The sequence below is a fragment of the Bacillus sp. ATD genome, assembly GCF_050585765.1.
Taxonomy (GTDB): domain Bacteria; phylum Bacillota; class Bacilli; order Bacillales; family Bacillaceae; genus Bacillus; species Bacillus stercoris.
Window position 1 is genome coordinate 398453 of sequence record NZ_JBOBQH010000004.1, and the last position, 26133, is coordinate 424585.

The following is a 26133-nucleotide window of genomic DNA, read 5'->3' on the forward strand; positions in this document are numbered from 1 at the left end:
CATGAATACAACGATAAAAAAGGAAAGCCGCTTAACCAGTAAGCGGCTATAAAATTATTCTCCTAACGCTTCTTTACGCAGCTGCTCCGCTTTGTCTGTACGCTCCCATGGAAGGTCAACATCGTGACGTCCAAAGTGGCCGTACGCAGCAGTTTGTTTGTAGATCGGACGGCGTAAATCAAGCATTTTGATAATGCCGGCAGGTCGTAAATCAAAGTTATTGCGGACAACTTCAATCAGTTTTTCCTCAGAAGCTTTTCCGGATCCGAACGTGTTGATTGAGATTGACACAGGCTGTGCAACACCAATCGCGTAAGCAAGCTGTACTTCGCAAGAATCAGCAAGCTCAGCCGCAACGATGTTTTTCGCAACGTATCTTGCTGCATAAGCCGCAGAACGGTCTACCTTCGTCGCATCCTTTCCTGAGAACGCGCCTCCGCCGTGGCGTGCATAGCCGCCGTACGTATCAACGATGATTTTGCGTCCTGTAAGTCCCGCATCCCCTTGAGGGCCTCCGATTACGAAACGTCCTGTTGGGTTGATGAAATATTTTGTTTCTTCATCAATCAGCTCTTTAGGAACAACCGGATTGATGACATGTTCTTTAATGTTACGCTGAATTTGCTCAAGTGTAATTTCAGGGTGATGCTGAGTTGAAATAACAATCGCGTCAATGCGGACAGGCTTGTTATTTTCATCGTACTCAACCGTTACCTGTGTTTTGCCGTCAGGGCGAAGGTACGGAAGAATATCTTCTTTACGGACTTCACTTAGGCGGCGGGCTAATTTATGAGCAAGTGAAATTGGAAGAGGCATAAGCTCTTTCGTTTCGTTGCACGCATAACCGAACATTAAACCTTGGTCACCAGCACCGATCGCTTCAATTTCTTCTTCGCTCATTGTGCCTTCACGGGCTTCAAGCGCTTGGTCTACACCCATTGCGATATCAGCAGACTGCTCATCAATTGATGTTAAAACCGCACAAGTTTCCGCATCAAATCCGTATTTCGCACGTGTGTATCCGATTTCTTTAATGGTTTGGCGCACTGTTTTTGGAATGTCAACATACGTAGATGTTGTGATCTCTCCGCTGACAAGAACCAAACCAGTTGTCACAGATGTTTCACAAGCAACACGCGCGTTAGGGTCTTTCTTTAAAATTTCATCTAAAATGCTGTCAGAAATCTGGTCACAGATTTTATCTGGATGCCCCTCCGTAACAGATTCTGATGTAAATAAACGACGATTTTTACTCATGATTTGCTTCCTCCTGCACAAGGTCTCCCGATAGACCTTGCATATATGATACGGAACTCGCTCCCTCTTATACAATGTAACGTTATATTAGAGAATGTTAATTGGCATATTTATGAAATAAAAAACCCTTTTCCATCGAGGAAAGGGTTTGGTCTTTGTGCCTTTCACTCTTATCGCTCAAGGAATCATACAACCTTGCAACAGGTTAGCACCTTGGTTGTCTCACTCAGTTCAACATAATAAATAACAGAGAAACCGGTTGCTGGGCTTCATAGGGCCTGTCCCTCCGCCAGCTCGGGATAAGAGTATCCGCTCAATGAAATATCTTATCGTAAAAGGGTTTGCAATGTCAATATGATTCAGAAGAAATAGGCACCTATATTGAGGGAAAACAATGGAAATGCACACACAAAAAATGATAAATAGTATAGACTATTTGAAAATATATGTTATACTAATTCACAATTAGCAAAACACAAAAAACGATAAAGGAAGGTTTCATATGAACTCAGTTGATTTGACCGCTGATTTACAAGCCTTATTAACAAGTCCAAATGTGCGTCATAATTTATCAGCAGCACAGCTAACAGAAAAAGTACTCTCCCGAAACGAAGGCATTTTAACATCCACGGGTGCTGTTCGCGCGACAACAGGCGCTTACACAGGACGTTCACCTAAAGATAAATTCATCGTGGAGGAAGAAAGCACGAAAAATAAGATCGATTGGGGCCCGGTGAATCAGCCGATTTCAGAAGAAGCGTTTGATCGGCTTTATACGAAAGTTGTCAGCTACCTGAAACAGCGAGATGAGCTGTTTGTTTTCGAAGGATTTGCCGGAGCAGACGAGAAATACAGGCTGCCGATCACTGTCGTAAATGAGTTCGCATGGCACAATTTATTTGCGCGGCAGCTGTTCATCCGTCCGGAAGGCAATGATAAGAAAACAGTTGAGCAGCCGTTCACCATTCTTTCTGCTCCGCATTTCAAAGCGGACCCAAAAACAGACGGCACTCATTCCGAAACGTTTATTATTGTCTCTTTCGAAAAACGGACGATTTTAATCGGGGGAACAGAGTATGCCGGAGAAATGAAGAAGTCCATTTTCTCCATTATGAATTTCCTGCTGCCTGAAAGAGATATTTTATCCATGCACTGCTCCGCCAATGTCGGTGAAAAAGGCGATGTCGCCCTTTTCTTCGGACTGTCAGGAACAGGAAAGACCACTCTTTCAGCCGATGCTGACCGCAAGCTGATCGGTGACGATGAACATGGCTGGTCTGATACAGGCGTCTTTAATATCGAAGGCGGATGCTACGCTAAGTGCATTCACTTAAGCGAGGAGAAGGAACCTCAGATCTTTAACGCAATCCGTTTCGGATCAGTTCTCGAGAATGTCGTTGTTGATGAAGACACACGTGAAGCCAATTATGATGATTCCTTCTATACTGAAAACACGCGGGCAGCTTACCCAATCCATATGATTGATAACATCGTGACTCCAAGCATGGCAGGCCATCCGTCTGCAATTGTATTTTTGACGGCTGATGCCTTCGGAGTCCTGCCGCCGATCAGCAAACTGACGAAGGAACAGGCGATGTACCATTTCTTGAGCGGTTACACGAGCAAGCTTGCCGGAACTGAACGAGGTGTGACGTCACCTGAAACGACGTTCTCCACTTGCTTCGGCTCACCGTTCCTGCCGCTTCCTGCTCACGTCTATGCTGAAATGCTCGGCAAAAAGATCGATGAACACGGCGCAGACGTTTTCTTGGTCAATACCGGCTGGACCGGGGGCGGCTATGGCACTGGCGAACGAATGAAGCTTTCTTACACAAGAGCAATGGTCAAAGCAGCGATTGAAGGTAAATTAGAGGATGCAGAAATCATAACTGACGATATTTTTGGCCTGCACATCCCGGCTCATGTTCCTGGCGTTCCTGATCACATCCTTCAGCCTGAAAACACGTGGGCCAACAAGGAAGAATACAGAGAAAAGGCATTCTACCTTGCAAATGAATTCAAAGAGAATTTTAAAAAGTTCGCACATACAGATGCCATTGCACAGGCAGGCGGCCCTCTCGTTTAAAAAGCAAAAGCCAAGAGCAATTAGCTCTTGGCTTGTTTTAATTGACAGAATGCAAAGAAGTCAGCTTGTACGTAATGAGCGTCCGGCCGTCTTCCCATTGAAGCTTCTGCACTTCAGCTGTGCCCGACTTTTCGCCAAGCTTTGTTTTGCGCACATCCATCGGAATCTCCATCGGATATACACGGTATCCGTCCTTCTCTAACGTGAATATATTTTCATCTATGCGAACTTCTTTTCCTTTTGTCACAATCAGTGTATTAAATTCAACAGGCATTCCCAAAGTGAGATCCCCTTTCGTTCTCTTTTTTCTTTATCATACCATATTTCATTGTCAGCGGTTTTTCATCCATTGTGTAAGCTGCCGAACGATACGCCGGTTTTCTTTTGGCGGGAAATAATGTGTGAATGTACTGTAATACCACGTCTCAACCGGCTTATGCAATTGTTTTAGCCTTTCTTCAAATAAATAGGAATGCTGAATCGAAACATTTTGGTCTTTTTCTCCATGGATTAACAGCATGGGAGCCTGAATTTTGTTTACTTGATCAAACGGTGTTCGCCACTGATATTCCTCAGGCACCTTTTTCGGTGTTCCGCCGATGACTCTTTTCATCATTCGCCGCAAATCCTGCCGCTCCTCGTATGTAAGGATCATATCACTGACGCCTCCCCAGGAAACAAATGAAGCCGCATGCCTTCCCATTTCGATTGCCGTGAGCATTCCCATAATCCCGCCGCGGGAAAACCCGAAGATATGAATTCTGTCCTTCTTGACATTTGGGTGCTGCTGAAGAAGGCGAAAAGCAGAAAATGCATCCTCCCTGTCTTCTCCGGCAAAATCCTCATTGCCTTCTCCTCCTTGATTTCCTCTGTAAAAAGGAGCAAACACCACAAACCCTTGGGATGCAAACTGGATAATCCGGCCCGGCCGCACCATGCCCACGCTTTTAATCCCGCCGCGCAAATATAAAAATCCGTCATATTGTCCCGGTTCCGCCGGCTCAGCCAGAAGCCCCTTTACCCGTAACCCATTTGACAGATAGCAGACCGTATACAAACGCACATGCTGGCTTGGCGACGGAAATCTTCTTTTCTCTACAATCAAAACAGCCGCCTCCTTTTTTCTATATGCTTTCCTTACTCCAAAATTACATCCGGAGAACCTGATTAGGCATTCACACATTTTTATACCCATCATACGATATGTAAAGCAAAAAAGGATATTAACTTGATGCTAAATAAGGAGGTTGTCTATGTGAACAAATGGTTAAGGCTGGGCTTCGCCTGTGTCGGCAGTATCTTTCTGATGATCGCCCTGGCAGCTTGCAAGCAAGAAGAAACGCTGACCAAAGTTAAAGTGGCTGAAGTGACCCATTCTATTTTTTACGCACCTTTATATGTTGCCGAGTCTAAAGGATTTTTTAAGGAAGAAGGGCTTGATGTCAATGTGAATACGACCTGGGGCGGAGACAAAACGATGACATCGCTTCTTTCAAACGGCTCCGACATCGCGCTTGTCGGGTCAGAAACATCTATTTATGTCGAGGCGCAAGGGGCTAAGGACCCCGTTATTAACTTCGCCCAGCTGACTCAGACAGACGGGACGTTCCTTGTCGCGAGAGAAGATGTTGAACACTTCAACTGGGATCAGCTGAACGGAAAAACGTTTCTCGGCCAGCGAAAAGGCGGCATGCCTCAAATGGTCGGCGAGTATGTGCTGAACAAACATAAGATTGACCCGCATAAAGATATAGACCTCATCCAGAACATAGATTTCGCCAATATTGCCAATGCGTTTGCTTCTGGAACCGGTGAGTATGTACAGCTCTTTGAACCGCAGGCTTCTCTCTTTGAGAAAAAAGGCATCGGCCATATCGTGGCTTCATTCGGAGAAGAATCAGGCGACGTTCCTTACACGACCTTTATGGCGAAACAAAGCTACCTGAAGAAAAATGAAGACACAGCCGTCAAGTTTACAAAAGCCATTTACAAGGCGCAGCAGTGGGTTGAAAATCATTCTGCGAAGGACATCACAGATGCCATTAAAGATGAATTTGATGATACCGACCCAGACGTCATCGAAACATCCATTGAACGCTATAAAAAGCAGCATTCATATTCGCCAGATCCTCTGCTTAACGAAAAAGAATGGGAGCTGCTCCAAGACATTATGGATCAAGCGGGAGAACTGCCGAAGCACATTCCATACAATCAGCTTGTAAATAAAGAAATTGCTGAAAAAGTCACCTCGGAGAAATAGGAGGCGCCATCTATGTCTTTCTTACATGTCGACCATGTAACCCATACTTACTTTTCTATCAAAGAAAAAACAACGGCTGTGCGGGATATTCATTTCGATGCCGAAAAAGGTGATTTCATCTCATTTCTCGGCCCAAGCGGCTGCGGAAAAACAACACTGCTTTCCATTATTGCCGGTTTGATTGAGCCATCGGAAGGCAGAGTTCTGATTGAAGGCCGTGAGCCGAATCAAAAAGAACATAACATTGGCTATATGCTTCAGCAGGATTACTTATTTCCCTGGAAATCTATCGAGGAAAATGTGCTTCTCGGTTTAAAAATCGCCGACACGCTGACAGAAGAAAGCAAGGCCGCTGCACTCGGCCTATTGCCGGAGTTCGGCCTCATAGATGTGGAGAAAAAATATCCGAAAGAGCTGTCAGGCGGGATGCGCCAGCGGGCCGCGCTTGCAAGAACTCTTGCGCCAGATCCAAGTCTGCTTTTGCTGGATGAGCCATTTTCCGCGCTTGATTTTCAGACAAAGCTGTCATTGGAAAACCTGGTATTCCGCACATTAAAGGAATATCAAAAAACAGCAGTGCTTGTCACTCATGATATAGGGGAAGCGATAGCGATGAGCGATACGATCTTTTTATTTTCGAATCAGCCGGGCACCATCCATCAGATTTTTACCATTCCTAAGGAATTGGCCTCGATGATGCCTTTTGACGCCCGCCAGGAGCCATCCTTCCAGACGCTGTTTCAAACGATATGGAAGGAGCTGAATTCTCTTGAGAAACAGCAAAGAAACCATTGATCTGCTTCATGAGCAGTATCAATTCAAACAAAAAAAGGAAAAGTGGAATGTCCATTCCTTTCAGCTTGCCATATTTATTCTCTTTTTCTCAGGCTGGGAAATCTCCAGCAGGCAAGGCTGGATCGATCCGCTGATCTTCAGCTCTCCATCAGCTGTATGGCGTTTATTGCTGGAGAAACTCGGTGACGGTTCATTACTGTCACACATCGGCGTCACTTTATTCGAAACGGTGCTAGGCTTTTTGCTTGGAACGTTTATGGGCACGTGCCTCGCTGCTTTGTTATGGTGGTCCAATCGGCTTGCCAGGATTTTAGATCCGTATCTTGTGATCTTGAATGCAATGCCGAAAGTGGCCCTAGGCCCGATCCTGATTGTCGCACTCGGTCCCAGTTTAATCAGCATTATTGCGATGGGAGCCATCATCAGCGTCATTATCACCACCATCGTTGTGTACACCGCCTTTCAGGAGGTCGACGAAAACTATACGAAAGTCATGAAAACATTCGGCGCAAAAAAATGGGTTATTTTTAAAGAAGCCATACTGCCCGCATCCTCTCCCGCGATTATTTCAACATTAAAAGTAAACGTCGGTTTATCATGGGTTGGCGTCATTGTAGGGGAATTCCTCGTTTCGAAGGTTGGATTGGGATATATGATTATTTACGGATTCCAAGTCTTCAATTTTACACTCGTCTTCTTAAGCCTGCTGATCATCGCCATCTTTGCCACTCTGATGTATCAGGGCGTCGAGCTGCTGGAAAAGAAATGGACGAAGGGCAGGACATAATAAAAAATCCGGCACATGTGCCGGATTTTTTATTCGATCCATCCAGATTCTTTCAGTTTTTTCAAACTGATCGGAAGAACGGAATCCTTCATAATAAAGCTGAACTTTTTATTGCGGGAAAGGTTCTCCGGAAGCTCGTGAAACAAAACCGGGCCTTTCGTTTCAAAGTAATCAGCTTGCTCTTCAAGCTTTTCTATATCTGCAAAATATATATTTTTCACAATCACTTTTTCTTTACCGAGAACCTTATACTGTCCGAGATACTTGAGGCTTTTGACTCTCGCGCCCGTCTCTTCCTTTACTTCCCGAAGCGCAGCCTCTTCCGCGCACTCCATCGGCTCTACTTTCCCGCCTGGAAACTCATAGCCTCTGTCCTCATGTTCTGTTAAAAGCCATTTGCCGCCAAAACGGCAAATCACCCAGACATGCTTCGGGCTGTCCGAGAAAGGCTGATTGTCAAAGGAAAGCTGAACAGTATTCTGATAATAATCTTTAAACTCGTACATGTTTATCCCTCAAATCCGTTCCTAGCTATCTTCCATACATCATACCACAGTTACGTTTCTGCGGAAGCCTTTTATCAAAAAATAAGGGAAACCCAGCACGCCGTCAGGTTCTGCATACAGACTAGCTCGTACAGTTTTTTGCGATACCTAATGCCGAAAAGTGCGACTGACGCTCTGGGCTTTATTATGACCCGCGAACAGGGAAAAGTTACGGTTTGCGTTTAAATTTATTTTTTAACGTTTCTAAAAGATCGACAAGCACCTGGGGAACCGGTATGCCGAGAGAACTGGCTGTTACAACAATTTGCACAGATTCATAAAGAATATAAAACATAATAGCCAAGTCACGAATGGACCCCTGTGTATTCAGCAGCTGATCAAAAAAGTGGCATACAGAGATCAGAGCCAGCGTGACTAATTTTTTGACAAGCCGGGCAAATATCTTCTTAAACGACAGTTTGTGAATAATTGTTTCCTTCAAAGTCGTACTGATAAATTCAATTGCCATAAGAGAGAGCAAAATCAGAAATGAATACTGAAAACCTCCGAAGAAAAAACCCGCTGCTGAAACGCTGACTGCTATTAACGAAAAGATGCCAAAGTCTCTATCCATTTATCCCAACATCCTTTCACAGAAACGGCCTTACGATATTCTATGGAAAACAAGCCGACCGGATTGGATTTTTCAGAAAAATGGACTGGTTGTCGCCTATTTTTCAGATACAAAAAGAAAAGCCGGACGTCTGTTTTTAGACGTCCGGCCGTTCTTTTACCCCAGGTAAGCTTTTAGCATCCAGTTATGTTTTTCAATATTTTGATGGATCGCAAGAAGCATGTCCCCTGTTGTTTCGTCACCGACTTCATCAGCTAAATCCATGCCGTTTTTCAGCTCTTCCGCGATGACCGTAAAATCATCGTATACGCTTTGAACCATTTGTTCAGCCGTTTCATTTCCAGCCGCTTCTTTAACAGAAGCCGTTTCTAAGGATTCCTTCATTGTTGCAATCGGTTTTCCGTTCAGCGCCAAAAGACGTTCTGCTAAGTCATCAATATAAGTTGCGGTTTCGTTGTACAGCTCCTCAAACTTTTCATGAAGAGTGAAGAAATCTTTCCCTTTCACATACCAGTGATAATTATGTAGTTTCACATACATGACCGTCCAGTTGGCTACTTGTTTGTTCACTGCTTGAATCAATTGTTCTGACATGGTATCTCCTCCTTGTTATATGACTATGTATACCCTTAATATCGTACGCTAAAACCTCTTTTTTACCCTTATCTGTCACGATTTCTTCTATTATGCTACAATTGTTAAAAAACGGGAGGTGGAATGTCATGACGCTTCTCATTACGATAAGTATTTTGATTGTGCTGGCTGTGTTGCTTGTAACCATTTGGACGACTGTAAAAGCCTATAATGTAAAGCATACCATTGATCCACCGCAAGAAAATCACTCTGATTCACACAATCAATGATGATGTGATTGCTTCTCTTCTGACTGATTGCTCGCAGCATCGGCGTCTCCGACTTGGACTTTTAAGGTCGGCATGCTATGCTGTTTTTTTGCTGTGACATGGGATTGGACAGTGTATACACCATCTTCCTTAAACGTTGTTTCCAACCGGTATACGCCTTTTTCTTGTTTCGCCTTAAACATTTGGCTGGCGTCTTTTTCCCCTTCTTTCCATACTTCAAACTCTACTTCATCGGCATCTGTCACAGCTTCATCACCGTATGATACGGCTGCTTCATAAGCAGCGCTGTCTCCGGGATTTACTTTTTCAGGACCGGTCAGCTTGACATCCAAAACTTTGGGCGCCTCATCTGTATTTGCTTTGCTTTCGCCAGATCCGCATCCGTTAAGCAAAAAAGCAGAAAAAAGCAGAACAACCAACATCTTTTTCATGCCATCACCCTTTCATCGTTTACCTAAATAGTAGCAAACGCTTACAGCAAATGGTACACAAAATATGAGACGTCACAAAAAAGACCTTTTTGCGCTTGAGCAAAAAGGTCTTTTCTATTTTAGCCAAATACTTTTAGCAGTTCTTCTTTATCCTGTGAAAGCCAGAAACGCATTAAACGTTTAGCGCCTTCCAGATCATGAAGCTTCGCTTGGCCGCACTGCTTTTCATTCGCAGCTGGTATTTCAGTAATCTCTACCGCTTCCTTCATTGTGTCTTCAAGCAGATCAACGATTTCCGCCGGTGTCGGCTCTCCGCTCACAACAAGATAATAGCCGGTTTGGCAGCCCATTGGAGAGATATCAATGATATCAAAATGATCGTATTTCTCTGCGTGAGAACGAATCGTAAACGCGAGCAAATGCTCAAGTGTGTGAATGGTGTCAGGCTTCATTGCTTGTTTATTTGGCTGGCAAAAACGAATATCAAATTTATTTACAACGCCGTCTGTTCCTACTTTATGCACGCCGCAATGTCTTACATATGGAGCAACAACCGCATTATGATCAAGCTCAAAACTTTCTACTGAAGGCATAATGGCACTCTCCCTTTTCTAAAAATGTACATCCATTATAACATACCTTTCCGATAAGAATAATCGAATAGCTTTTCAATCTGCGTTTTTTTTCTTATACTTGCATCAGAAAGGTTGCTGAATACATATGAAAACCCTATTTATCGCTCTGATCAGAGGATATCAAAAATTCATCTCGCCGCTGACGCCGCCAACATGCCGCTTTTATCCGACTTGCTCTCAATATGGAATCGAAGCGATTAAAACACATGGGGCTTTAAAAGGCGGCTGGCTGACAATCAAACGGATTTTGAAATGCCACCCGTTCCATCCGGGAGGGGTCGATCCCGTTCCTGAAAAGAAACACAAACATTAAGCGTTATAGCCGTTTACGACAAGATCCAGTTTTCCTGTGTCAGGATCTATAACCAAGCCATGGACTGGAACGTTTTCCGGGAACAGCGGATGATGTTTAATGACTTCTACGCTGTCTTTCACACTTGCTTCTACTGAATCAAAGCTTTTAAACCATTGATCAAAATCAACACCGGAGTACTTTAATGTTTCGATGCGTTCTTCCGGAATTCCTCTTTCTTTGATTCTATCAAGCATGCTTTCGCTGCTGATTTTGCTCATGCCGCAATCGTGATGTCCGATCACACATACCTCATCGGCGTTCAGCTCGTACACTGCGACGAGTAAACTTCTCATGATGCTTCCGAATGGGTGTGTCACAAGCGCACCGGCACTTTTAATGATTTTCACATCGCCGTTTCGCATATTCATCGAATGCGGCAACAGTTCAACCAAACGAGTGTCCATGCAAGAAAGAATCGCCATTTTTTTATCGGGGAATTTTGACGTTTTATACTTTTCATACTCTCTTTGTTCAGTAAATGTCTTGTTAAATTCGAGAATATCATTTAGAAGACTCATGTTCGTTGTCCCTTTCTATTCTTTTTACTCTTCAATATATCACAACACTTGTTTATTCGTCATAATAAAAAAAGACAAACCCTCAGGTCTGCCTTATTTCCCCATGTTATAGCGTTTTTTGAACTGCTCAACTCGTCCGCCTTTTTCATTAAATTTCTGGCGGCCTGTATAAAACGGATGCGTGTCAGAGCTTACTTCTACTTTAATGACGGGATATGTGTTGCCGTCTTCCCACTCTGCTGTTTCATTAGATGTTTTAGTAGAGGTGCTTAGAAAACGGTAGCCGCTGTTGACATCCTGAAATATCACTTTGTGGTTCTTTGGATGAATTCCTTCTTTCATGAGTGTCTCCTTTCAATAAATCGTAATAATTACGTTTTATTTTATAACGTCACAAACGTTTTGTCAATCTTCTTACATCCTTCCCTCTGTTCTCTCATCGTAAACCTCGTGGCATTTAAGAATAGGAAGAATAATCTAACCGAGGAAGCAAATAATAAACCCAAAATACATAAAGAACGTCTTTTGAGAAAGGTGGTTTACGATTGTGGATGATTTAGTTTTGGCCAGAAGCCTTTTTGGCACGACAATGGGCTTTCATATCATTTTCGCAACGCTTGGAGTCGGTCTGCCGCTCATGATTTTAGTGGCGGAATTGATCTATCAAAAAACGAAAGATGACCATTATGCGATCATGGCGAAAAGGTGGACGAAAGCACAAGCCGTTTTACTGGGAGTCGCCATACCGACCGGAACGATCGCGGGCACTCAGCTCGCGCTTTTATGGCCGGGATTTATGGAAGTCATCGGCCGGGTCATGTCCCTGCCGTTTCAAATTGAAATCTATGCTTTTTTTGTTGAAGCCCTTTTCATGTCGATTTATGTATACGCAGCAGACCGCTTATCACCTGCAATGAGGATTGTTGCTGTTTTCTTTGTGTTAGTCGGGGCCGCAGCATCCGCTGTTCTGATCACGAATGTCCATGCCTTTGAAGGAACTCCGGCAGGTTTTAAAATTTTAAACGGAAAAATCACAGATGTTGATCCGTGGGCCGCGTTCTTCAACCCAAGCTTTTTTATCACTGCGGGCCATGTCGTTTTATCCGCATTTATGACGGGAGCGTTTATCGTGGCTTCTGTGGCCGCATATAAAATGATCCGGACGAGAAAAAAGGAAAAGGTCTATCGCTTTCACCGGAAAGCCCTTTTGCTCGCACTCACGATCGGCGGTATTTTTTCATTGCTGACCGCTTTGAACGGACACGAATCAGCACAGATGCTGTACGAATACCAGCCCGAAAAATTAGCCGGTGCGGAAGGCCTGTTTGAAACAAGATCCCACGCTCCGCTCGCGATCGGCGGTTTTACCGACCCGAAAGAAGAAAAAGTAAAATGGGCTATCGAGATTCCATGGGCTTTAAGCTTTTTGGCAGCGAACCGTTTTGACACTGTTGTAAAGGGATTGAATGCATTTCCTAGAGATGAATGGCCGCCGCTTTTTATTCACACGCTGTTTAATGCGATGGTCGGAGTAGGCATGCTGTTGATTCTTTATTCCATTATCGGTGTGGTCTGGAGAAAGGTGCTCAAGAAAGACCGATTCCCGACGTGGCTTTTGGTCATTTTCATGACAGCAGGCCCTTTTAGTCTTATCGGCATTGAATTCGGCTGGATTTTCGCCTGTACGGGGAGGCAGCCTTGGGTCATCTATCATCTGCTGAAAACATCGGATGTCGTGACAACAACTGGTTCGATCGGAGTGCTCTTCTTGTTTTTCACATTTGTTTATGCCGTGTTAGGCGCAGCTGTCGTCTACGTGCTCTTGTACTATTTCCGCAAGCACCCGGTTGACGAAGATTTAAATACAGCGGAGTCGTAATGGCTCCGCAAACAGGAAACCAAATGGAAGGAAGATCGACAAATGGACATTTCAACTGACGCTCTGATCGCCATCTCAATTATCTGGGGCTTTGTGTTTATTTACGCCGTCATGGCGACAATGGATTTTGGAGCTGGATTTTGGTCTATGATCTATTTAAACAAGGAACACATGAAGGCCACCGATATTGCGAATCGATTTTTGTCCCCGACTTGGGAGGTCACAAACGTCTTTATTGTGGCCATCGTCGTGGCGCTTTTCAGTTTTTTCCCCGGTGCGACATTTGTGCTCGGCACCGTGTTATTAATTCCCGGCAGCATAATTTTGCTGCTTTTAGCGATCCGAAGCGGATTTCTCGTTTTTTCAAACACAGCAAAAGAGCGGAAAACGCTAAGATATATTTCCGGCATCTCCGGCTTTATCATTCCTGCTGTTTTAATTTTGGTGCTTCCTGTGACTCACGGAGGATTTATCGAAAAAACGGACGGGATCTATAACTTGAATATGTCTAAAATCTTTTCAAGCCCCAACGCCTATTCATTTATCGGGTTTGCGATTTTAAGCACCTTATTTTTATCCTCGCTATTGCTTGCTGATTTTTCAAATGTAGCAGAGGAACAGGATGCGTACCGGGCCTACAGAAAAAGCGCCCTGATCACCGGCCCGATTTCACTGCTGTTTGCTGTATGCATTATGGTGACGATGCGGAATGAAGCAAACTGGCTGTACAGCGGAATGCTGAATGATTTCACTTGGATTATTGCATCGTTTATTACATTTGTCATTGCTGGAATCGCTCTGTTTCTGCCAAACAAAAGTTTTGGAAAAAACATCGGAAAACCGCGGCTTGCACTTGTCGCGATTGGAATACAGTATTTTCTCGCAAGCTACGCGTACGGGCGGGCGCATCTTCCGTATATGATTTATCCCGATGTGACAGTCATGTCAGGCTTCACAGAGCCAGCAACGTTCAGGGCACTGTTTGCGACGTATATCGTCGCATTTATCATTCTATTTCCGGGCTTTTATTTCTTCTGGAAAATGTTTATGCGAGATAAACGCTATATCCGCCAGGAGGAATAGAGGTGAAGCCTGCCGGCTATACTAACCCAGAACCTTTATAAGGAGGGGATGGCATGGAGCAGAAAATTCTATGCGAAGTCAACAACTGTTCTTATTGGGGCAAAGGAAACAAATGCACCGCTGATGCCATTTATGTTGTCAGCCATACTGGTGAAACGGCTGAAAACAGCCGGGAAACAGACTGCAAAACGTTTAAGCCGCATGATTTGTAATTAAAAGAAAGAGCTGCATCAGCCAGCTCTTTCTTTTTGCATGTTGAGTGTTCTCAGCTTTTTAGTCATGACCCCGTTTGCAGGTGAAAACAAAAAGGCGCTTGCATACCATATACCTGTCATGGCCGCCATCGCTCCTGAAATCGAAACATTAAGCCACGTTGCGAAGAAATAGCCCATGATCGCCGACAGTCCCCCAATCAATGCGCTGAGAATCAGCATATAAAGAAGCCGGTCTGTCAGCAAATGTGCCGCAGCAGGCGGAACAATCAACATGGCCACAACCAATACAGCACCCACTGAATCAAAGGAAGCAACAGTCGTCAAAGACAGCATGCCCATTTGCACGTAATGAATGAGCAAAACCGGTATTCCTAAGGCTAAAGCCATTTGAGGATCAAACGACGCGATTTTAAACTCCTTATAGCACACACTGATCAACACTACGTTTAAAACCAGAACAGATGCCAGCATCCAAAACGCTTTCGGCCCGATATCAACTCCGAATGCCGTCATCGTATTCCACGGCACAAAAGCGATTTCTCCCATTAACGAGTGCTCAATATCGAGATGGACATTCGCTCCATAAACAGAAAGCAAAATGACGCCGATTGCAAATAAGGATGTAAACACAACGCCTATGGCAGCATCTGATTGAACCCCCTTGCTATGAAGAAGCTGAACCAAGAAAGCCGTTAACAGACCGGTTGCGGCTGCACCGATAAACATAGAAATCCCGTCGAGACTTCCCGTCACTAGAAAAGCGCCGACAATGCCAAGCAACACGGTATGGCTGATTGCGTCGGCCAGCATCGCCATGCTTCTCAGCACAAGAAATGTGCCGATCAATGCGCAGCTTACACCGACTAATACACCTGTAGCTATAATCCATGTTTCAAAACTCATTTACGATCTGTCCCTTCTCAGCTTCATGAGACGCTTTTCGCAGCTCAGGCATCCGGCCATACAGCTTTAATAATGAAAAAAGCCGTTCTCTCGTTTCCCCTGACAAACGATCCGGATCAAAGCAGTCCTGGTCGAATTCTATATTGGCAAGCTCCATTTCATGCATGAGATACACTTCATACATCCGCTGCTTCAAAGCTGTGTGGTAGCCTTTTTCAATCCCGGTGCTTGTGATTTGCCAAACTCCATTTTCGATACTCTCAATGCACCTCTCTTGTTCCAAGTCAGTCAATGCCTTAAGGCATAATGAAGGAGATAGACGCCTTTTCTTTCTTACACTCTCAGCTGTTACACAAAGATCTTTCTTTTCATACTGTTCATAAATCGTCAGCAGCACTTGCTCCCTGCTTGTTCTGCTCCGAAGCCTCATCAGCCTTATGGCTTTAGCCGCCAACCCCCGCTTAGGCGCGCAAATCATTGAAAAAAGAAAGATCAGCGTTGCAGAGATGATTATTAATGGCCCTGTCGCCATTCCCTTCATGGTTGTGCTCAGCAGGGTTCCGGCCACTCCGCTGACCCCGCCAGTGACCCCGGCAATGACGATCATCCCTGTCAATCGTTCGGTCCAATATCTTGCAGCTATGGCAGGTGTAATCAGCATAGCTGCCATTAATATCACACCAACCGTCTGAAGCCCAATAACGACAGCACCGACAATCAGACTAGCCAAAAGCCCGTTCAAAAAACGCACCGGGATTCCCAATCCCTTTGCAAACGCGAGATCAAAAGTAATCAATGTAAATTCCTTAAAGAAAACAATACATAGGAGCAGCAGAACAGCAGATATTCCTGCAATAAGGATGATATCCTGTCTGACCAATGAAGCAGCCTGGCCGAACAAAAAAGAATCAAGCCCGCTTTGGCTTCCCGCCCCCTGCTGCTGAATATATGTCAGCAGAATGATCCCGACGCCAAAAAACACAGAAAGAACAATCCCGATCGCCGAGTCCTCCTTTGTTTTTGAAAGCCGAGGAATCAGCTGAATACAAAACGTTCCGAGCAGTCCGGCGAGCGCCGCACCCAGCAAAAAGAAAGGCAGTGATTTTTGCCCGGTGAACAGAAAAGCGAGACACACTCCCGGCAGAGCTGAGTGGGCCATCGCATCGCCGATTAAACTTTGCTTTCTCAGCAGCACAAAGCTGCCCAAAACACCGCTTGCCGTCCCGAGCAAAAGCGTACCGGCCAGCACCCACTGTGTATTCGGATGCTGGAGCTGCAGCCACAAACTTTCAAACATTGCGTTCACTCCTTATGTCCTTCTGCCAGTACTTTATCTTTTAAAAACGCAAGCCTTCCTCCATATGTTTTTTGCAGGTTTTCGATTGTAAAAACGTTTTCCGCCGGTCCGAAAGCGATTTTTCTTAAATGAAGCAGTAAAATCCAATCAAAATAATCCTCGGCGGTCTGCAAGTCATGATGGACGACAAGCACGGTTTTTCCTTTTTCTTTGAGTTCTGCCAGAAGCGTCATAATCGCGCGCTCCGTCGCTGCATCGACACCTGCAAACGGTTCATCCATAAAATAAATGTCAGCGTTCTGGCAGAGTGCACGGGCAAGAAACACCCGCTGCTGCTGGCCGCCTGACAGCTGGCTGATCTGCCTATTCGCATAATCAAGCATCCCGACTTTTGCTAAAGCGGCCTTCGCCATTTCCACATCTGCTTTCTTTGGCCTCTTTAATAAACCGATTCTTCCGTATCTTCCCATTAGGACGACATCGAGCGCGCTTGTGGGGAAATCCCAGTCAACCGAGCCGCGCTGCGGAACATATCCGATTCTGGTCCGCTGATCCTTATAGTCTTTGCCGTAAATAGAAATGTCTCCTGAAGCCCGAGGCACAAGACCGAGAATGGTTTTGATCAAAGTTGATTTTCCCGCGCCGTTTGGGCCGATAATGCCAATCAGTTTTCCTTCCGGCACCTGCAGCGAAATGTCCTGCAGCACAGGCCTTTTATGATAAGCAACCGTCACATTATCAAGCTCAACAGGGAACATATCCTTCACCTCTTTTTCTTATTTAAGCGCTTTAGTAATCGTGTTGATATTGTGGCGGAACATTCCTTCGTATGTGCCTTCTTTGGTGCCCTTTTCACCCATGGCATCCGAATAAAGCTGGCCGCCGATTGTGACGGTATGGCCTTTTTCTTTAGCGCCTTCCACCACTGCATTGATTGATTTTTCAGATACGCTGCTTTCTACGAACACAGCTTTTATTTGTTTTTCTGTCAAAAGATCAACCAGCTCCTGAACATCCCTTAATCCATAGTCCGAATCTGTGCTTAGTCCCTGCAGGCCTCTTACCTTAAATCCATACTCATTCCCAAAGTACGCAAACGCATCATGAGCAGTCACAAGCACACGGCTTTTCTCCGGAATGTGCGAGATCTCCTGGCGTGCCCACTTATCTAAATATTGCAAATCTTCTTTGTATGCTTTGGCATTTTTCTGAAAGTCATCTGCGTGCTGAGGCATTGCTTTGCTGAATTGCATTTCAATTTCATCCACTGCATAGATCCATAGCGGAATGCTGAACCACACGTGGGGATCAAACGTCTTGCCTTCCCCCGCGGAAATAAGCTTGTTTTTCGGAATGGCCTCAGCAACTGCCGCTGCTTGTTTTTGTTCGCCGATTTTTTGGAGGACGTCCTCCATTTTCCCTTCCAAATGCAACCCGCTGTACAGAACAACATCGGCTGACATTAATTTTTTCGTGTCACCTTGCGAAGCTTTGTAAAGGTGCGGATCAACCCCCGGCCCCATTAACGAGGTGACTTTTACATGCTTGCCTCCGATGTTTTCTGCTGCATCGGCAATTTGAGATGTTGTCGCTGTCACTTGTAATTGTTGATCAGCGCTCTTTCCGGCTGAATCTGTTCCGCATCCTGTTAAAGCAAAGGCCGCAAAAAGCACTGCCGCCATCAGCCCTCGTTTCATGTTTCTCCTCCTCTTTGCCATCAATGTCCGATTGTTTTATCTTATGATATCAGTTCTTAGACATGTGACATTTAATTAGACAAAAGCATATTTTATTTACTTAGGACAAAAAGTTTCCCTAGTGCAAAATTATCGCGTTTGGCCATTTTTGTCAAGCTCCATTTACATAAAAAAACCGGCTGGGTCAGCAGCCGGTCCAAACGAGAAGGGATGTATTCAATGAACACTTTTACTGTAACAGCATAGTGTCATTCATTCGAAATAGCAAAATGCTTTTTTCTTACCCATGCTGTGTGAAAACATCCATTTTGGTCACATATTTTCGCATAATATCCTGGTTCACCTCAACCCCTAAACCAGGCTGTTTTGACACAGAAATAAATCCATTATCAATACGAATATCAGGGGTCACAATATCTTCATCCCAATAACGTGAAGATGATGAAATATCGCCGGGTATTGTGAATTGAGGCAGTGAAGCAAGCGCAACGTTCTGCGCTCTCGATATGCCGGTTTCCAGCATTCCTCCGCACCACACCTGCATGTGATGCTCTTGGCATAAATCATGAATTTTTAAAGCTTCTGTTAAGCCGCCGACACGCGAAGGCTTTATATTAATAATTTTGCAGCTTCCCAGCTCAATCGCCCGTCTCGCATCATCAACTGAACAAATGCTTTCATCAAGGCAAATGGCCGTTTTCAAATGTTTCTGCAAGTGGCGGTGGTCAACGATGTCGTCAGCTTGAAGAGGCTGCTCAATCATCATTAACTGGAATTCATCAAGCTCCTTTAAGCGGCTGATATCCTTCAGCTCATAGGAGGAATTGGCATCAGCCATGAGAGGGATGTTTGGGAACCTGCTGCGGATGGCCTTGACCAATTCCACATCCTGCCCAGGCTGAATTTTAATTTTTATTCTTTGATACCCTTCTTTTTGATAGCTTTCAATTTCCTTCAGCATATCGTCAAGGGGTGCCAGGCCGACAACCACTCCGGCAGGGACTTTATCTCTTGTTCCGCCCAATGCCTCAGCAAGAGATATGCCCTTCTTTTTCGCATAGATATCCCAGACAGCCGATTCAAGTCCCGCTTTTGCCATCCGGTTTCCTTTATACCGCGCCAGGCTGTCCGGCACTTCTGAAGGGTGATTAAATTCACGGCCGACGACATTTGGAATAAAAAAATCTTTTAGCATATGCAAACATGTTCCAATGGTTTCCTCGGTGTACCAAGGAGAAGAGAAAGCAGAAACTTCTCCCCAGCCTGTAACACCTGATGTATCAATGGCTTCCACGATCAGAAATTTACGCTCTTGAAGCGTTTCGATACTATTTTTAAACGGTTTCTTTAAATTCATGCTCAAATGGTAAAGCGTAATTTTTTCTATTTCGATCATAGCAGTTCTCCTTTACGCGCATCTTTCAGCCGATTTCGCAAGAGCTTATTAGACGCATTGCGCGGCAGGCGGTCAAGCACAAAGAATTTTGCCGGAATTTTATACTTTGCCAAGCGTTCTTTGCAGTATGCCCTCAATTCTTCTGCGCTCACAGGCTTGTGAAGGACAAGATAGGCGTGAGGCACTTTCCCCCATTTTCTGTCCTCAGCCCCTGAAACTCCGGCTTCGGCCACAGCGGGGTGTGAAAGCAGCACTGACTCCACTTCGGCCGGATAAATGTTTTCTCCGCCAGAAATGATCAGATCTGAACGTCTGTCTAATACATATAAAAAGCCTTCATTGTCCAAATACCCAAGATCACCTGTTTTCAGCCAGCCATTTTGAAAGGAGGCTTCGTTTGCGCTCTCTCGGTTAAAATAGCTTTTCATGACATTCGGGCCTTTGACCATAATTTCACCGTGTTCGAACGGTTCACATGCCTGTCCGTCCCGCTCGATTTTGATTTCACATGAAAACAGCGGTTTCCCCGCAGATCCGAGCTTCTCCATGCTAAATTCCGGCGACAGGGTAACAATTTGTGAGCAAGTTTCTGTCATTCCATATGACTGAAAGACAGGGAATCCTTTCTCACGGCATTCCTCAAGCAATGGCAGCGGTGCAGGACCGCCGCCGAGAAGAATGCATCTGATGGATTCAGGGCAGCGGCTTGTTTCTTGTAAAAGACTGGCCAGCATAGTCTGAACCGCAGATACCATTGTCACTTCATGCCTGTTGATAGAATCCAGCACATCGCTTACGGAAAAACGCTGATGAAGCACGACAGTCATTCCATAGATCACAGATTTAAATAATGCGGACAAGCCGCTGATGTGAAAGAGCGGCAATGCGATAAGCCAGCGGTCTTGTTCTGTTATACCCAAATTAAGCGCGGACGACACCGCACTGAAATAATGGTTGCCGAACGTTTGCTGAACTCCCTTTGGCTTTCCTGTCGTACCCGATGTATACATCAGCGTCGCCGTTGCATCCATTTGCATATAAGCCTGGATCTCCATTTCCCCCGCGGCTTCTTTCATCAATTCATCCACATCAATCGTTTGAACGATATGTTCATACTCTTTTCTGTCAAAGCTTGAATCTGTCAGTAAAAAGCCGGAGCCGGAATCCTCCAGCTGAAACAGCCTTTCATGTGTTGACAGCTTTGTATTCAAAAGCACCGCTTTAACACCTAGCAAAAAACAAGCGTGAACAGCGTATACCATTTCTGCACGGTTTTGGAGCAAAATAGCCGCAGTATCCCCTTTCCGAACCGAATGAGCGGCAAGCTGTTCCGCCATTCGTTTAGACGCGGCAAACAATTCTGCAAAAGTCACGGTTTGGTCTTCATAGATGAGAGCAATTCTCTCAGGTGTCAGCTGCGCCCGCTGCATGAGCCAGTTAGGCTGTTCTGTCAGCATGTCATCATCTCCGAGGTAAAATGTCTGTATTGAAAAGAAAACAGCTTGGACCGCAAAGTCTCAAGCTGTTGGTTGACTAAGTATTGCTGATCACGGGAAACGAGGGAACTGTCCGAAATCAGGTTTGCGTTTTTCCTTAAAGGAATCACGGCCTTCTTTTGCTTCATCTGTTGTGTAGTAAAGAAGGGTCGCATCCCCTGCAAACTGCTGAATTCCAGCAAGTCCGTCTGTGTCCGCGTTAAACGCAGCTTTAAGAAAGCGCAGTGCGGTCGGGCTTTTTTCAAGCATTTCTTCACACCATTTAATCGTTTCTTCTTCAAGCTGTTCCAAAGGAACGACTGTGTTGACAAGACCCATGTCCAGTGCTTCCTGTGCGTTGTACTGACGGCATAGGTACCAGATTTCACGCGCTTTTTTGTGCCCAACAATTCGAGCCAGATAGCCAGAACCGTAACCTGCATCGAAGCTTCCCACTTTAGGGCCTGTTTGTCCGAAAATTGCGTTGTCTGCAGCAATTGTCAAGTCACATACGATGTGAAGCACATGGCCTCCGCCGATCGCATATCCAGACACCATCGCAACAACCGGTTTCGGAATGACACGGATTAAACGCTGAAGATCCAATACGTTAAGACGCGGGATCTGGTCGTCTCCTACATATCCACCGTGACCGCGCACTTTTTGGTCTCCGCCAGAACAAAATGCTTTGTCCCCTGCGCCGGCAAGCACGATAACCCCAACATTTTGGTCGTCTCTTGCGTCAGCAAACGCATCAATCATTTCAGCAACCGTTTTAGGGGTAAACGCATTATGTACCTCAGGTCGGTTGATTGTTATTTTTGCAATGCCATTATACGTTTCATACAATATCTCATCGTATGTCCGTTTTGTTTTCCATTCAGCCATATGATGACCTCCTTTTATTCTCTATGTGAATGAGTCAGATGCTTGTCAAAAACTCACTCACTATTTTACCAAACAATCGCGGCTGTTCCACATGGACCGTATGTCCTGCCTTTGGAACAATCTCTATTCTACTAGAAGGAAGCATCTTATGCACCTCTTGATTGATGGCACAAAATTTTTCGTCCCACTCGCCGCAGATAAGGAGCACAGGAACGGCTATTTCTTCTACACGGCTCCACAAGGAAGGCTGTGAACCGGTGCCCATGCCGGTTAAACTGTTCGCAAGCCCAATCTTATTGTTCCGCAGACGGCCCGATCGTATCCTGTGCCGAATATCTTCAGCCAGCCGCTGCTGGGATGAAAACAAAGGGATATTCTCCCAATACTCAACAAACGCTTTGATCCCGTCACGCAAAATAAAATCAGCAAGCTTCCGGTCCCGCATGATTCGCTCCCGCCGTTCCCCAAGCGTTTTGAGCCCCGGCGTTGTGCTTTCAAGCACAAGTGCTGATACCCGCTCTGGATATGTCATCGCAAAAGAGTAAGCAAGCCTTCCTCCCATAGAATACCCAATCAATTTCACTTTGTGAAGTTTTAATTGATTAAAAATCTCGGCAAGGTCAGAAACCTGCCGGCTAGTGCTGTATCTTTTCCCATTCAGCGGGGCATCGGTTTCACCATGCCCTAAACAATCAATTTTGATCAAGCGAGAATCAGGCAGCATCTCATCAAGAAAAGTCCATGATTGTTTGCTGCCAGTAAACCCGTGCAGACAGACGACGGCTTCGGAAGCATCCGGCCCGACGTCTGTCACAGCATATCGGACACCATCTGACACCGTTATGTTTACAGATCCCATTGCTTTTTCACTTCCCGCACAGCCTCGTTCAGCATATCGCGATGAAGCTGGACTCTCGATTGGCGATCTGTTTTGATTTCGATCAAATGGAGTCCGGGCTTGTCTGCCTGCGGCGCGTAAGCTGTTTTGAATTCATCCCATGAAGCCGGGCATGAATACGTTCCGCCGTAAAGTGCAGCCGCATGCTTGAAATCGAGCCCAGTCGGTGTGCCGAACAAATCTTCAAAGTGTGTCTTCTCAGAAGCCTGCGGCAAAAAGGAGAAAATCCCTCCGCCGTCATTATTGACAAGAATCACAGTCAGAGGAATGCCCAGTTTTTTGGCCGCGAGCAGGCCGTTTAAATCATGATAAAAAGATAAATCTCCAATCACAAGGGTAACAGGCGCTTTTGTTCCTTCACATACCCCCATCGCAGAGGAGACGACACCGTCTATTCCATTTGCGCCCCGGTTTGAATAAATCCGAAAAGGGCGTTCCTGCTTTTCAAAAAACGTATCAACATCCCTGATCGGCATGCTGTTGCCAACAAACAGCGAGCTGTTTTCAGGCACAAGATGCTGAAGGATTCGATAGAGATTGCCTTCAAACGAAACATCTTCACTGCTGATGGTTTGCAAATGCTCGCGGAACCGCCCATTGACAAACTGCCACTTCTCAAGCCACTCTGATGATCTGGTGGCAGCAGTAAGGCCTGCCATGATCTCCTCAGCAAAAACAGACGCACTACAATGGATCATATGCGCGCTTGCCTGTGTCGGGTCTCTCCACCCTCCATCCTCGTCAATCACGATTTGCTGAATCGCCGGATCATCCTTGAGCCATAAGAAAACCGGTTTTGAAACAGGCATCGGCCCAAACCGGATGACAACATCAGGACGAAGTTTCAGCTTCAACTCATCATCTTTTAAAAATGAATCATACGCATCAATGACAGTGCTTTTATCATGAACACCATTCCGCAAATTAGATAGCGGATCCGCTAAAATCGGATACTGAAGCGCTTTTGACAGCGCAATAATGTTTTCCTTATCCGCTTCACTATGGAGCTCTCCGCAGACGATCATTCCTTTTTCAGCCTCTGTGAGCATTTCAGCCACATCAGACAGGGATTCGCGGTCAACAGACTGCGTACCCGTTTTTACAGACACATGACGGCCTGTTCTCATTCTTCCAAACGGCTCATCCGAAAGGTCCGGCATCAGCGGTTCGCGCAGCGGCACATTCACATGGACAGGCCCCATTGGTCGTTTTTGTGCTTCACCGGCAGCGCGGCTTGCCAGCGTTCGGATGTATCTCAGCATTTGCGGAGACTCTTCAGGAAGAGCAGAGTCTGTGAAAAACTTAACAAAGTTACCGAATAAGAAGTGCTGATTAATAGCCTGCGGTGCGCCTACTTCGCGCAGCTCATGAGGCCGATCAGCAGTTAACACAATAATTGGCACCCTTGAATAATGGGCTTCAACCACAGCCGGATAAAAATTGGCCGCGGCTGTTCCTGATGTGCAGATCAATAGTACGGGACGCTGCTTCGCTTTTGCCAATCCTAGTGCAAAAAACCCGGCCGATCTTTCATCAATTTGGACATGGACGCTAATATCGGGGTGCGCGGCAGCAAGAATAGCCAGCGGCGTGGATCTTGAGCCTGGACAAACGACGGCGTCCGTAATTCCGGAAAGGGCGAATTCATCAATAAAACTTCCGATGTAATGAGTAATCGGGTTGACAGTCAACGCCTCTCACCTCCTAATGCAGAGATCATCGGCTTCAATTTAATCTGCGTTTCTTCATATTCCGAGATTGGTTCCGAGTCTTCCACAATACCGCACCCGGCAAACAGCCTTGCTGTTCTGCCTTCGATCAGTCCGGAACGAATGGCTACTGCGAATTCTCCGTTATCCTGGCTGTCAATCCAGCCGATAGGGGCTGCATACCAGCCGCGATTCATCGGTTCAATCTCTCGGATCACTTCAACAGCTTTTTCCTTAGGTGCTCCCCCAAGCGCCGGAGTGGGATGCAGCTTCTCAATTAAGTCAAAAATCGAAGCAGAGTCACGCAGCTGTCCGACAATCGGCGTAAATAGGTGCTGAACGCTTTTTGTTTTGTACAATACAGGCCCATCAGGCTTTTCAACCTCTGAACAGGCTGATTCAAAAGCGTTATGAATCATGCCTACGACAATATCATGCTCATGCAGGTTTTTATCATCGTTTAATAATTCCAGCCCGATCCGGCGGTCTTCTTCTTCATTCACGCCTCGTTTAATGGAGCCTGCCAGACAAGTAGACATGACAGTGCTGCCGTCCCTTTTGATCAGTCTTTCTGGAGATGCGCCGACAAAGGTTTTGCCTCCCTGTTCAATTGCAAAAACATAACTTGTCTGCTGATCGTTCAGAAGCGTTTTAAGCACCGGTTCAATTTGAATTGGACCGTCAAACGTGAGCAGCAGCTCTCGGGCAAGAACCACTTTATCATATTGTTTCTCTTTAATTTGGCTTGTTGCCGTTTCGATTGCTTTCAGCCAATCATCCTTATCCAGCTCTTGAGATGCTTCAATCATAGCCTGGCTTCCCAGATCTAAATCAGGAACAATTAATTCCGCTGCAAAAGCTTGTAAGCCTTCCAAAACAGCCTCTGCGTCTTCTTGTCCTTTTACCCATCTGTTGACTGTTAAGAACGGGCCTTCAGCAGTCATTGTCAGCATAAGCGAAGGCACAAAGAAATCCCCTTCCGAGAAATGGTCCCATTGTGTACCTCTTTCTTCGCAAGGGTCAAAAGAAAATCCTCCGAATAACACAGGTCCCACTGCAGAATGCTGCAGCTTTTCTTCTTCATAAATATGAAAAGCCGTCTTTTTAAAGCGCTCCCATTGTTCAAAAACCTCACGATACCGCTCGCTGTTTTTTTGATTTGTCTGGAAAACTGCTTCTTTGCCAAGACCGACTATTGTCAATTCACTTTCAGGATCTGACCAAAAAAATCGATTGCCTGTATATTTTTTTGCTCTGTAATTGAAAAATGATAGAGGGTCAAGAGACTCGATTTGTCTCGAATAGCTTATTAAGACAGCATGGTTGACTTCTTTGGCTTTATGTAATGCATGTAGAACTCCCTTTCGGAACGTACGCTGCACCGTTGTCACCATGAGACATTCCTCCATAATCCTTAAAATGCTTTTAATACCATACACCTGTGTCTTCTTTGTGTCAAACACAGATCGTGCAGTCCAAATGGCCTGCCTTACCTATTATAAACCTAATTTCAGAAATGAAAAAGAAACAAAGCTTAAATTTCTTTCTCCACTGGTAGCAAAGCTTGTATCCGCTTACCATAAAAGG

At 45.3% G+C, this 26133-nt stretch carries 29 protein-coding genes and 1 riboswitch; of the genes, 9 read left to right on the forward strand and 20 right to left on the reverse strand.

Features of this window, described 5'->3' with window-relative positions:
• Positions 1–54: 54 nt before the first annotated feature.
• The gene (metK, locus tag ACQXR1_RS12690) at positions 55–1257 is read right to left on the reverse strand and encodes a methionine adenosyltransferase (RefSeq protein WP_014665081.1); all 1203 of its coding nucleotides are present in this window, start codon (positions 1255–1257) and stop codon (positions 55–57) included.
• Positions 1258–1424: 167 nt separating this feature from the next.
• A riboswitch (SAM riboswitch) is annotated at positions 1425–1563 on the reverse strand.
• A gap of 196 nt (positions 1564–1759) precedes the next feature.
• Between metK and pckA the strand changes: the two genes are divergently transcribed.
• Entirely contained in the window at positions 1760–3343 is a 1584-nt protein-coding gene (gene pckA, locus ACQXR1_RS12695; protein ID WP_014665082.1) for a phosphoenolpyruvate carboxykinase (ATP), read from the forward strand.
• Positions 3344–3380: 37 nt separating this feature from the next.
• Here pckA and ACQXR1_RS12700 read toward each other — a convergent pair whose 3' ends face one another.
• Together ACQXR1_RS12700 and ACQXR1_RS12705 are read right to left on the reverse strand one after the other, a co-directional pair.
• Positions 3381–3623 (reverse strand): DUF2584 domain-containing protein, encoded by a 243-nt coding sequence (locus ACQXR1_RS12700; RefSeq protein ID WP_040082053.1) that lies wholly within the window; start codon positions 3621–3623, stop codon positions 3381–3383.
• Positions 3624–3674: 51 nt separating this feature from the next.
• The gene (locus ACQXR1_RS12705; RefSeq protein ID WP_430772262.1) at positions 3675–4448 is read right to left on the reverse strand and encodes an alpha/beta hydrolase family protein; all 774 of its coding nucleotides are present in this window, start codon (positions 4446–4448) and stop codon (positions 3675–3677) included.
• 150 nt (positions 4449–4598) lie between these two features.
• On the opposite strand from ACQXR1_RS12705, the gene ACQXR1_RS12710 reads away from it, so the two are divergent.
• Genes ACQXR1_RS12710 through ACQXR1_RS12720 form a run of 3 tightly spaced genes read left to right on the forward strand, consistent with a single transcriptional unit; the run spans position 4599 to position 7185 of the window.
• A complete protein-coding gene (locus tag ACQXR1_RS12710; protein ID WP_147772401.1) occupies positions 4599–5603 on the forward strand; it encodes an ABC transporter substrate-binding protein in 1005 nt (334 codons plus the stop codon).
• Between the two features lie 12 nt (positions 5604–5615).
• The gene (locus ACQXR1_RS12715; protein WP_014665086.1) at positions 5616–6398 is read left to right on the forward strand and encodes an ABC transporter ATP-binding protein; all 783 of its coding nucleotides are present in this window, start codon (positions 5616–5618) and stop codon (positions 6396–6398) included.
• Positions 6373–7185 (forward strand): ABC transporter permease, encoded by an 813-nt coding sequence (locus ACQXR1_RS12720; RefSeq protein WP_069840178.1) that lies wholly within the window; start codon positions 6373–6375, stop codon positions 7183–7185. Before ACQXR1_RS12715 ends, ACQXR1_RS12720 begins: the two co-directional genes overlap by 26 nt.
• Positions 7186–7214: 29 nt before the next feature.
• Here ACQXR1_RS12720 and ytkD read toward each other — a convergent pair whose 3' ends face one another.
• The 3 genes from ytkD to ACQXR1_RS12735 all read right to left on the reverse strand — a co-directional run bounded on the left by ytkD (position 7215) and on the right by ACQXR1_RS12735 (position 8898).
• Positions 7215–7691 (reverse strand): RNA deprotection pyrophosphohydrolase, encoded by a 477-nt coding sequence (gene ytkD / locus ACQXR1_RS12725; protein ID WP_014665088.1) that lies wholly within the window; start codon positions 7689–7691, stop codon positions 7215–7217.
• A gap of 208 nt (positions 7692–7899) precedes the next feature.
• Complete coding sequence (locus ACQXR1_RS12730; protein WP_014665089.1) at positions 7900–8304, reverse strand: phage holin family protein; 405 nt, start codon at positions 8302–8304, stop codon at positions 7900–7902.
• Between the two features lie 156 nt (positions 8305–8460).
• The gene (locus ACQXR1_RS12735) at positions 8461–8898 is read right to left on the reverse strand and encodes a Dps family protein (RefSeq protein WP_003229083.1); all 438 of its coding nucleotides are present in this window, start codon (positions 8896–8898) and stop codon (positions 8461–8463) included.
• 128 nt (positions 8899–9026) lie between these two features.
• Here ACQXR1_RS12735 and ytzI point away from each other — a divergent pair, with 128 nt between their 5' ends.
• Positions 9027–9167, forward strand: a complete 141-nt coding sequence (gene ytzI / locus ACQXR1_RS12740) for a YtzI protein (RefSeq protein WP_003229081.1) — start codon at positions 9027–9029, stop codon at positions 9165–9167.
• On the opposite strand, the gene ACQXR1_RS12745 is transcribed toward ytzI, so the two are convergent.
• On the reverse strand, positions 9161–9598 hold the full coding sequence (locus tag ACQXR1_RS12745) for a FixH family protein (protein WP_071581098.1): 438 nt from the start codon (positions 9596–9598) through the stop codon (positions 9161–9163). The genes ytzI and ACQXR1_RS12745 overlap by 7 nt on opposite strands.
• A gap of 119 nt (positions 9599–9717) precedes the next feature.
• On the reverse strand, positions 9718–10191 hold the full coding sequence (locus ACQXR1_RS12750) for an S-ribosylhomocysteine lyase (protein WP_014114882.1): 474 nt from the start codon (positions 10189–10191) through the stop codon (positions 9718–9720).
• 127 nt (positions 10192–10318) lie between these two features.
• Between ACQXR1_RS12750 and yidD the strand changes: the two genes are divergently transcribed.
• Positions 10319–10546, forward strand: coding sequence for a membrane protein insertion efficiency factor YidD (gene yidD, locus ACQXR1_RS12755; protein ID WP_014665092.1), 228 nt, complete (start codon positions 10319–10321; stop codon positions 10544–10546).
• Here the strand turns inward: yidD and ACQXR1_RS12760 are convergent.
• Entirely contained in the window at positions 10543–11106 is a 564-nt protein-coding gene (locus tag ACQXR1_RS12760; protein WP_014665093.1) for a beta-class carbonic anhydrase, read from the reverse strand. The two genes, yidD and ACQXR1_RS12760, sit on opposite strands and share 4 nt — an antisense overlap.
• Before the next feature lie 93 nt (positions 11107–11199).
• Positions 11200–11448: a type B 50S ribosomal protein L31 gene (locus ACQXR1_RS12765; protein WP_003219346.1), complete on the reverse strand. Its 249-nt coding sequence runs from the start codon at positions 11446–11448 to the stop codon at positions 11200–11202.
• 205 nt (positions 11449–11653) lie between these two features.
• Between ACQXR1_RS12765 and ACQXR1_RS12770 the strand changes: the two genes are divergently transcribed.
• The 3 genes from ACQXR1_RS12770 to ACQXR1_RS12780 are packed head-to-tail and all read left to right on the forward strand — an operon-like array spanning position 11654 to position 14280.
• Complete coding sequence (locus ACQXR1_RS12770; RefSeq protein WP_014665095.1) at positions 11654–12985, forward strand: cytochrome ubiquinol oxidase subunit I; 1332 nt, start codon at positions 11654–11656, stop codon at positions 12983–12985.
• Between the two features lie 42 nt (positions 12986–13027).
• Positions 13028–14068, forward strand: a complete 1041-nt coding sequence (locus tag ACQXR1_RS12775; RefSeq protein WP_014665096.1) for a cytochrome d ubiquinol oxidase subunit II — start codon at positions 13028–13030, stop codon at positions 14066–14068.
• A gap of 53 nt (positions 14069–14121) precedes the next feature.
• Positions 14122–14280, forward strand: coding sequence for a DUF1540 domain-containing protein (locus tag ACQXR1_RS12780; protein WP_003229069.1), 159 nt, complete (start codon positions 14122–14124; stop codon positions 14278–14280).
• Between the two features lie 18 nt (positions 14281–14298).
• Here the strand turns inward: ACQXR1_RS12780 and mntD are convergent, their stop codons facing one another.
• The 10 genes from mntD to ACQXR1_RS12830 all read right to left on the reverse strand — a co-directional run bounded on the left by mntD (position 14299) and on the right by ACQXR1_RS12830 (position 25940).
• Complete coding sequence (gene mntD / locus ACQXR1_RS12785) at positions 14299–15186, reverse strand: manganese ABC transporter permease MntD (protein WP_326350267.1); 888 nt, start codon at positions 15184–15186, stop codon at positions 14299–14301.
• Positions 15176–16483 carry a manganese ABC transporter permease MntC gene (gene mntC, locus ACQXR1_RS12790; RefSeq protein ID WP_326350266.1) on the reverse strand — a complete coding sequence of 436 codons (1308 nt, stop codon included), beginning with the start codon at positions 16481–16483 and terminating at the stop codon, positions 15176–15178. Before mntC ends, mntD begins: the two co-directional genes overlap by 11 nt.
• Positions 16484–16488: 5 nt before the next feature.
• Positions 16489–17241, reverse strand: a complete 753-nt coding sequence (gene mntB / locus ACQXR1_RS12795) for a manganese ABC transporter ATP-binding protein MntB (RefSeq protein ID WP_069840184.1) — start codon at positions 17239–17241, stop codon at positions 16489–16491.
• A gap of 18 nt (positions 17242–17259) precedes the next feature.
• Positions 17260–18180, reverse strand: a complete 921-nt coding sequence (mntA, locus tag ACQXR1_RS12800) for a manganese ABC transporter substrate-binding protein/adhesin MntA (protein ID WP_326246734.1) — start codon at positions 18178–18180, stop codon at positions 17260–17262.
• 280 nt (positions 18181–18460) lie between these two features.
• On the reverse strand, positions 18461–19576 hold the full coding sequence (gene menC / locus ACQXR1_RS12805) for an o-succinylbenzoate synthase (protein WP_014665102.1): 1116 nt from the start codon (positions 19574–19576) through the stop codon (positions 18461–18463).
• Positions 19573–21033, reverse strand: coding sequence for an o-succinylbenzoate--CoA ligase (locus ACQXR1_RS12810; RefSeq protein ID WP_326246733.1), 1461 nt, complete (start codon positions 21031–21033; stop codon positions 19573–19575). Before ACQXR1_RS12810 ends, menC begins: the two co-directional genes overlap by 4 nt.
• A gap of 90 nt (positions 21034–21123) precedes the next feature.
• Positions 21124–21939: a 1,4-dihydroxy-2-naphthoyl-CoA synthase gene (gene menB, locus ACQXR1_RS12815; RefSeq protein WP_003229054.1), complete on the reverse strand. Its 816-nt coding sequence runs from the start codon at positions 21937–21939 to the stop codon at positions 21124–21126.
• Positions 21940–21973: 34 nt separating this feature from the next.
• Positions 21974–22798, reverse strand: a complete 825-nt coding sequence (gene menH, locus ACQXR1_RS12820) for a 2-succinyl-6-hydroxy-2,4-cyclohexadiene-1-carboxylate synthase (protein WP_430772263.1) — start codon at positions 22796–22798, stop codon at positions 21974–21976.
• On the reverse strand, positions 22786–24528 hold the full coding sequence (gene menD, locus ACQXR1_RS12825) for a 2-succinyl-5-enolpyruvyl-6-hydroxy-3-cyclohexene-1-carboxylic-acid synthase (protein WP_430772264.1): 1743 nt from the start codon (positions 24526–24528) through the stop codon (positions 22786–22788). Before menD ends, menH begins: the two co-directional genes overlap by 13 nt.
• On the reverse strand, positions 24525–25940 hold the full coding sequence (locus tag ACQXR1_RS12830; RefSeq protein WP_430772265.1) for an isochorismate synthase: 1416 nt from the start codon (positions 25938–25940) through the stop codon (positions 24525–24527). Before ACQXR1_RS12830 ends, menD begins: the two co-directional genes overlap by 4 nt.
• Positions 25941–26133 lie beyond the last annotated feature (193 nt).

Excerpts from the sequence above, each read along its gene's own strand:
- menH (WP_430772263.1), bottom strand. The coding sequence starts at position 22,798 with ATGGGATCTGTAAACATAACGGTGTCAGATGGTGTCCGATATGCTGTG.
- pckA (WP_014665082.1), top strand. The coding sequence starts at position 1,760 with ATGAACTCAGTTGATTTGACCGCTGATTTACAAGCCTTATTAACAAGT.
- ACQXR1_RS12810 (WP_326246733.1), bottom strand. The coding sequence starts at position 21,033 with ATGCTGACAGAACAGCCTAACTGGCTCATGCAGCGGGCGCAGCTGACA.
- ACQXR1_RS12745 (WP_071581098.1), bottom strand. The coding sequence starts at position 9,598 with ATGAAAAAGATGTTGGTTGTTCTGCTTTTTTCTGCTTTTTTGCTTAAC.
- menB (WP_003229054.1), bottom strand. The coding sequence starts at position 21,939 with ATGGCTGAATGGAAAACAAAACGGACATACGATGAGATATTGTATGAA.
- menC (WP_014665102.1), bottom strand. The coding sequence starts at position 19,576 with ATGATCGAAATAGAAAAAATTACGCTTTACCATTTGAGCATGAATTTA.
- ACQXR1_RS12780 (WP_003229069.1), top strand. The coding sequence starts at position 14,122 with ATGGAGCAGAAAATTCTATGCGAAGTCAACAACTGTTCTTATTGGGGC.
- ACQXR1_RS12830 (WP_430772265.1), bottom strand. The coding sequence starts at position 25,940 with ATGGTGACAACGGTGCAGCGTACGTTCCGAAAGGGAGTTCTACATGCA.
- mntA (WP_326246734.1), bottom strand. The coding sequence starts at position 18,180 with ATGAAACGAGGGCTGATGGCGGCAGTGCTTTTTGCGGCCTTTGCTTTA.
- metK (WP_014665081.1), bottom strand. The coding sequence starts at position 1,257 with ATGAGTAAAAATCGTCGTTTATTTACATCAGAATCTGTTACGGAGGGG.
- ytzI (WP_003229081.1), top strand. The coding sequence starts at position 9,027 with ATGACGCTTCTCATTACGATAAGTATTTTGATTGTGCTGGCTGTGTTG.
- ACQXR1_RS12775 (WP_014665096.1), top strand. The coding sequence starts at position 13,028 with ATGGACATTTCAACTGACGCTCTGATCGCCATCTCAATTATCTGGGGC.
- ACQXR1_RS12730 (WP_014665089.1), bottom strand. The coding sequence starts at position 8,304 with ATGGATAGAGACTTTGGCATCTTTTCGTTAATAGCAGTCAGCGTTTCA.
- ACQXR1_RS12735 (WP_003229083.1), bottom strand. The coding sequence starts at position 8,898 with ATGTCAGAACAATTGATTCAAGCAGTGAACAAACAAGTAGCCAACTGG.
- yidD (WP_014665092.1), top strand. The coding sequence starts at position 10,319 with ATGAAAACCCTATTTATCGCTCTGATCAGAGGATATCAAAAATTCATC.
- ACQXR1_RS12765 (WP_003219346.1), bottom strand. The coding sequence starts at position 11,448 with ATGAAAGAAGGAATTCATCCAAAGAACCACAAAGTGATATTTCAGGAT.
- ACQXR1_RS12760 (WP_014665093.1), bottom strand. The coding sequence starts at position 11,106 with ATGAGTCTTCTAAATGATATTCTCGAATTTAACAAGACATTTACTGAA.
- mntB (WP_069840184.1), bottom strand. The coding sequence starts at position 17,241 with ATGTTCCCTGTTGAGCTTGATAATGTGACGGTTGCTTATCATAAAAGG.
- ytkD (WP_014665088.1), bottom strand. The coding sequence starts at position 7,691 with ATGTACGAGTTTAAAGATTATTATCAGAATACTGTTCAGCTTTCCTTT.
- ACQXR1_RS12715 (WP_014665086.1), top strand. The coding sequence starts at position 5,616 with ATGTCTTTCTTACATGTCGACCATGTAACCCATACTTACTTTTCTATC.
- ACQXR1_RS12750 (WP_014114882.1), bottom strand. The coding sequence starts at position 10,191 with ATGCCTTCAGTAGAAAGTTTTGAGCTTGATCATAATGCGGTTGTTGCT.
- mntD (WP_326350267.1), bottom strand. The coding sequence starts at position 15,186 with ATGAGTTTTGAAACATGGATTATAGCTACAGGTGTATTAGTCGGTGTA.
- mntC (WP_326350266.1), bottom strand. The coding sequence starts at position 16,483 with ATGTTTGAAAGTTTGTGGCTGCAGCTCCAGCATCCGAATACACAGTGG.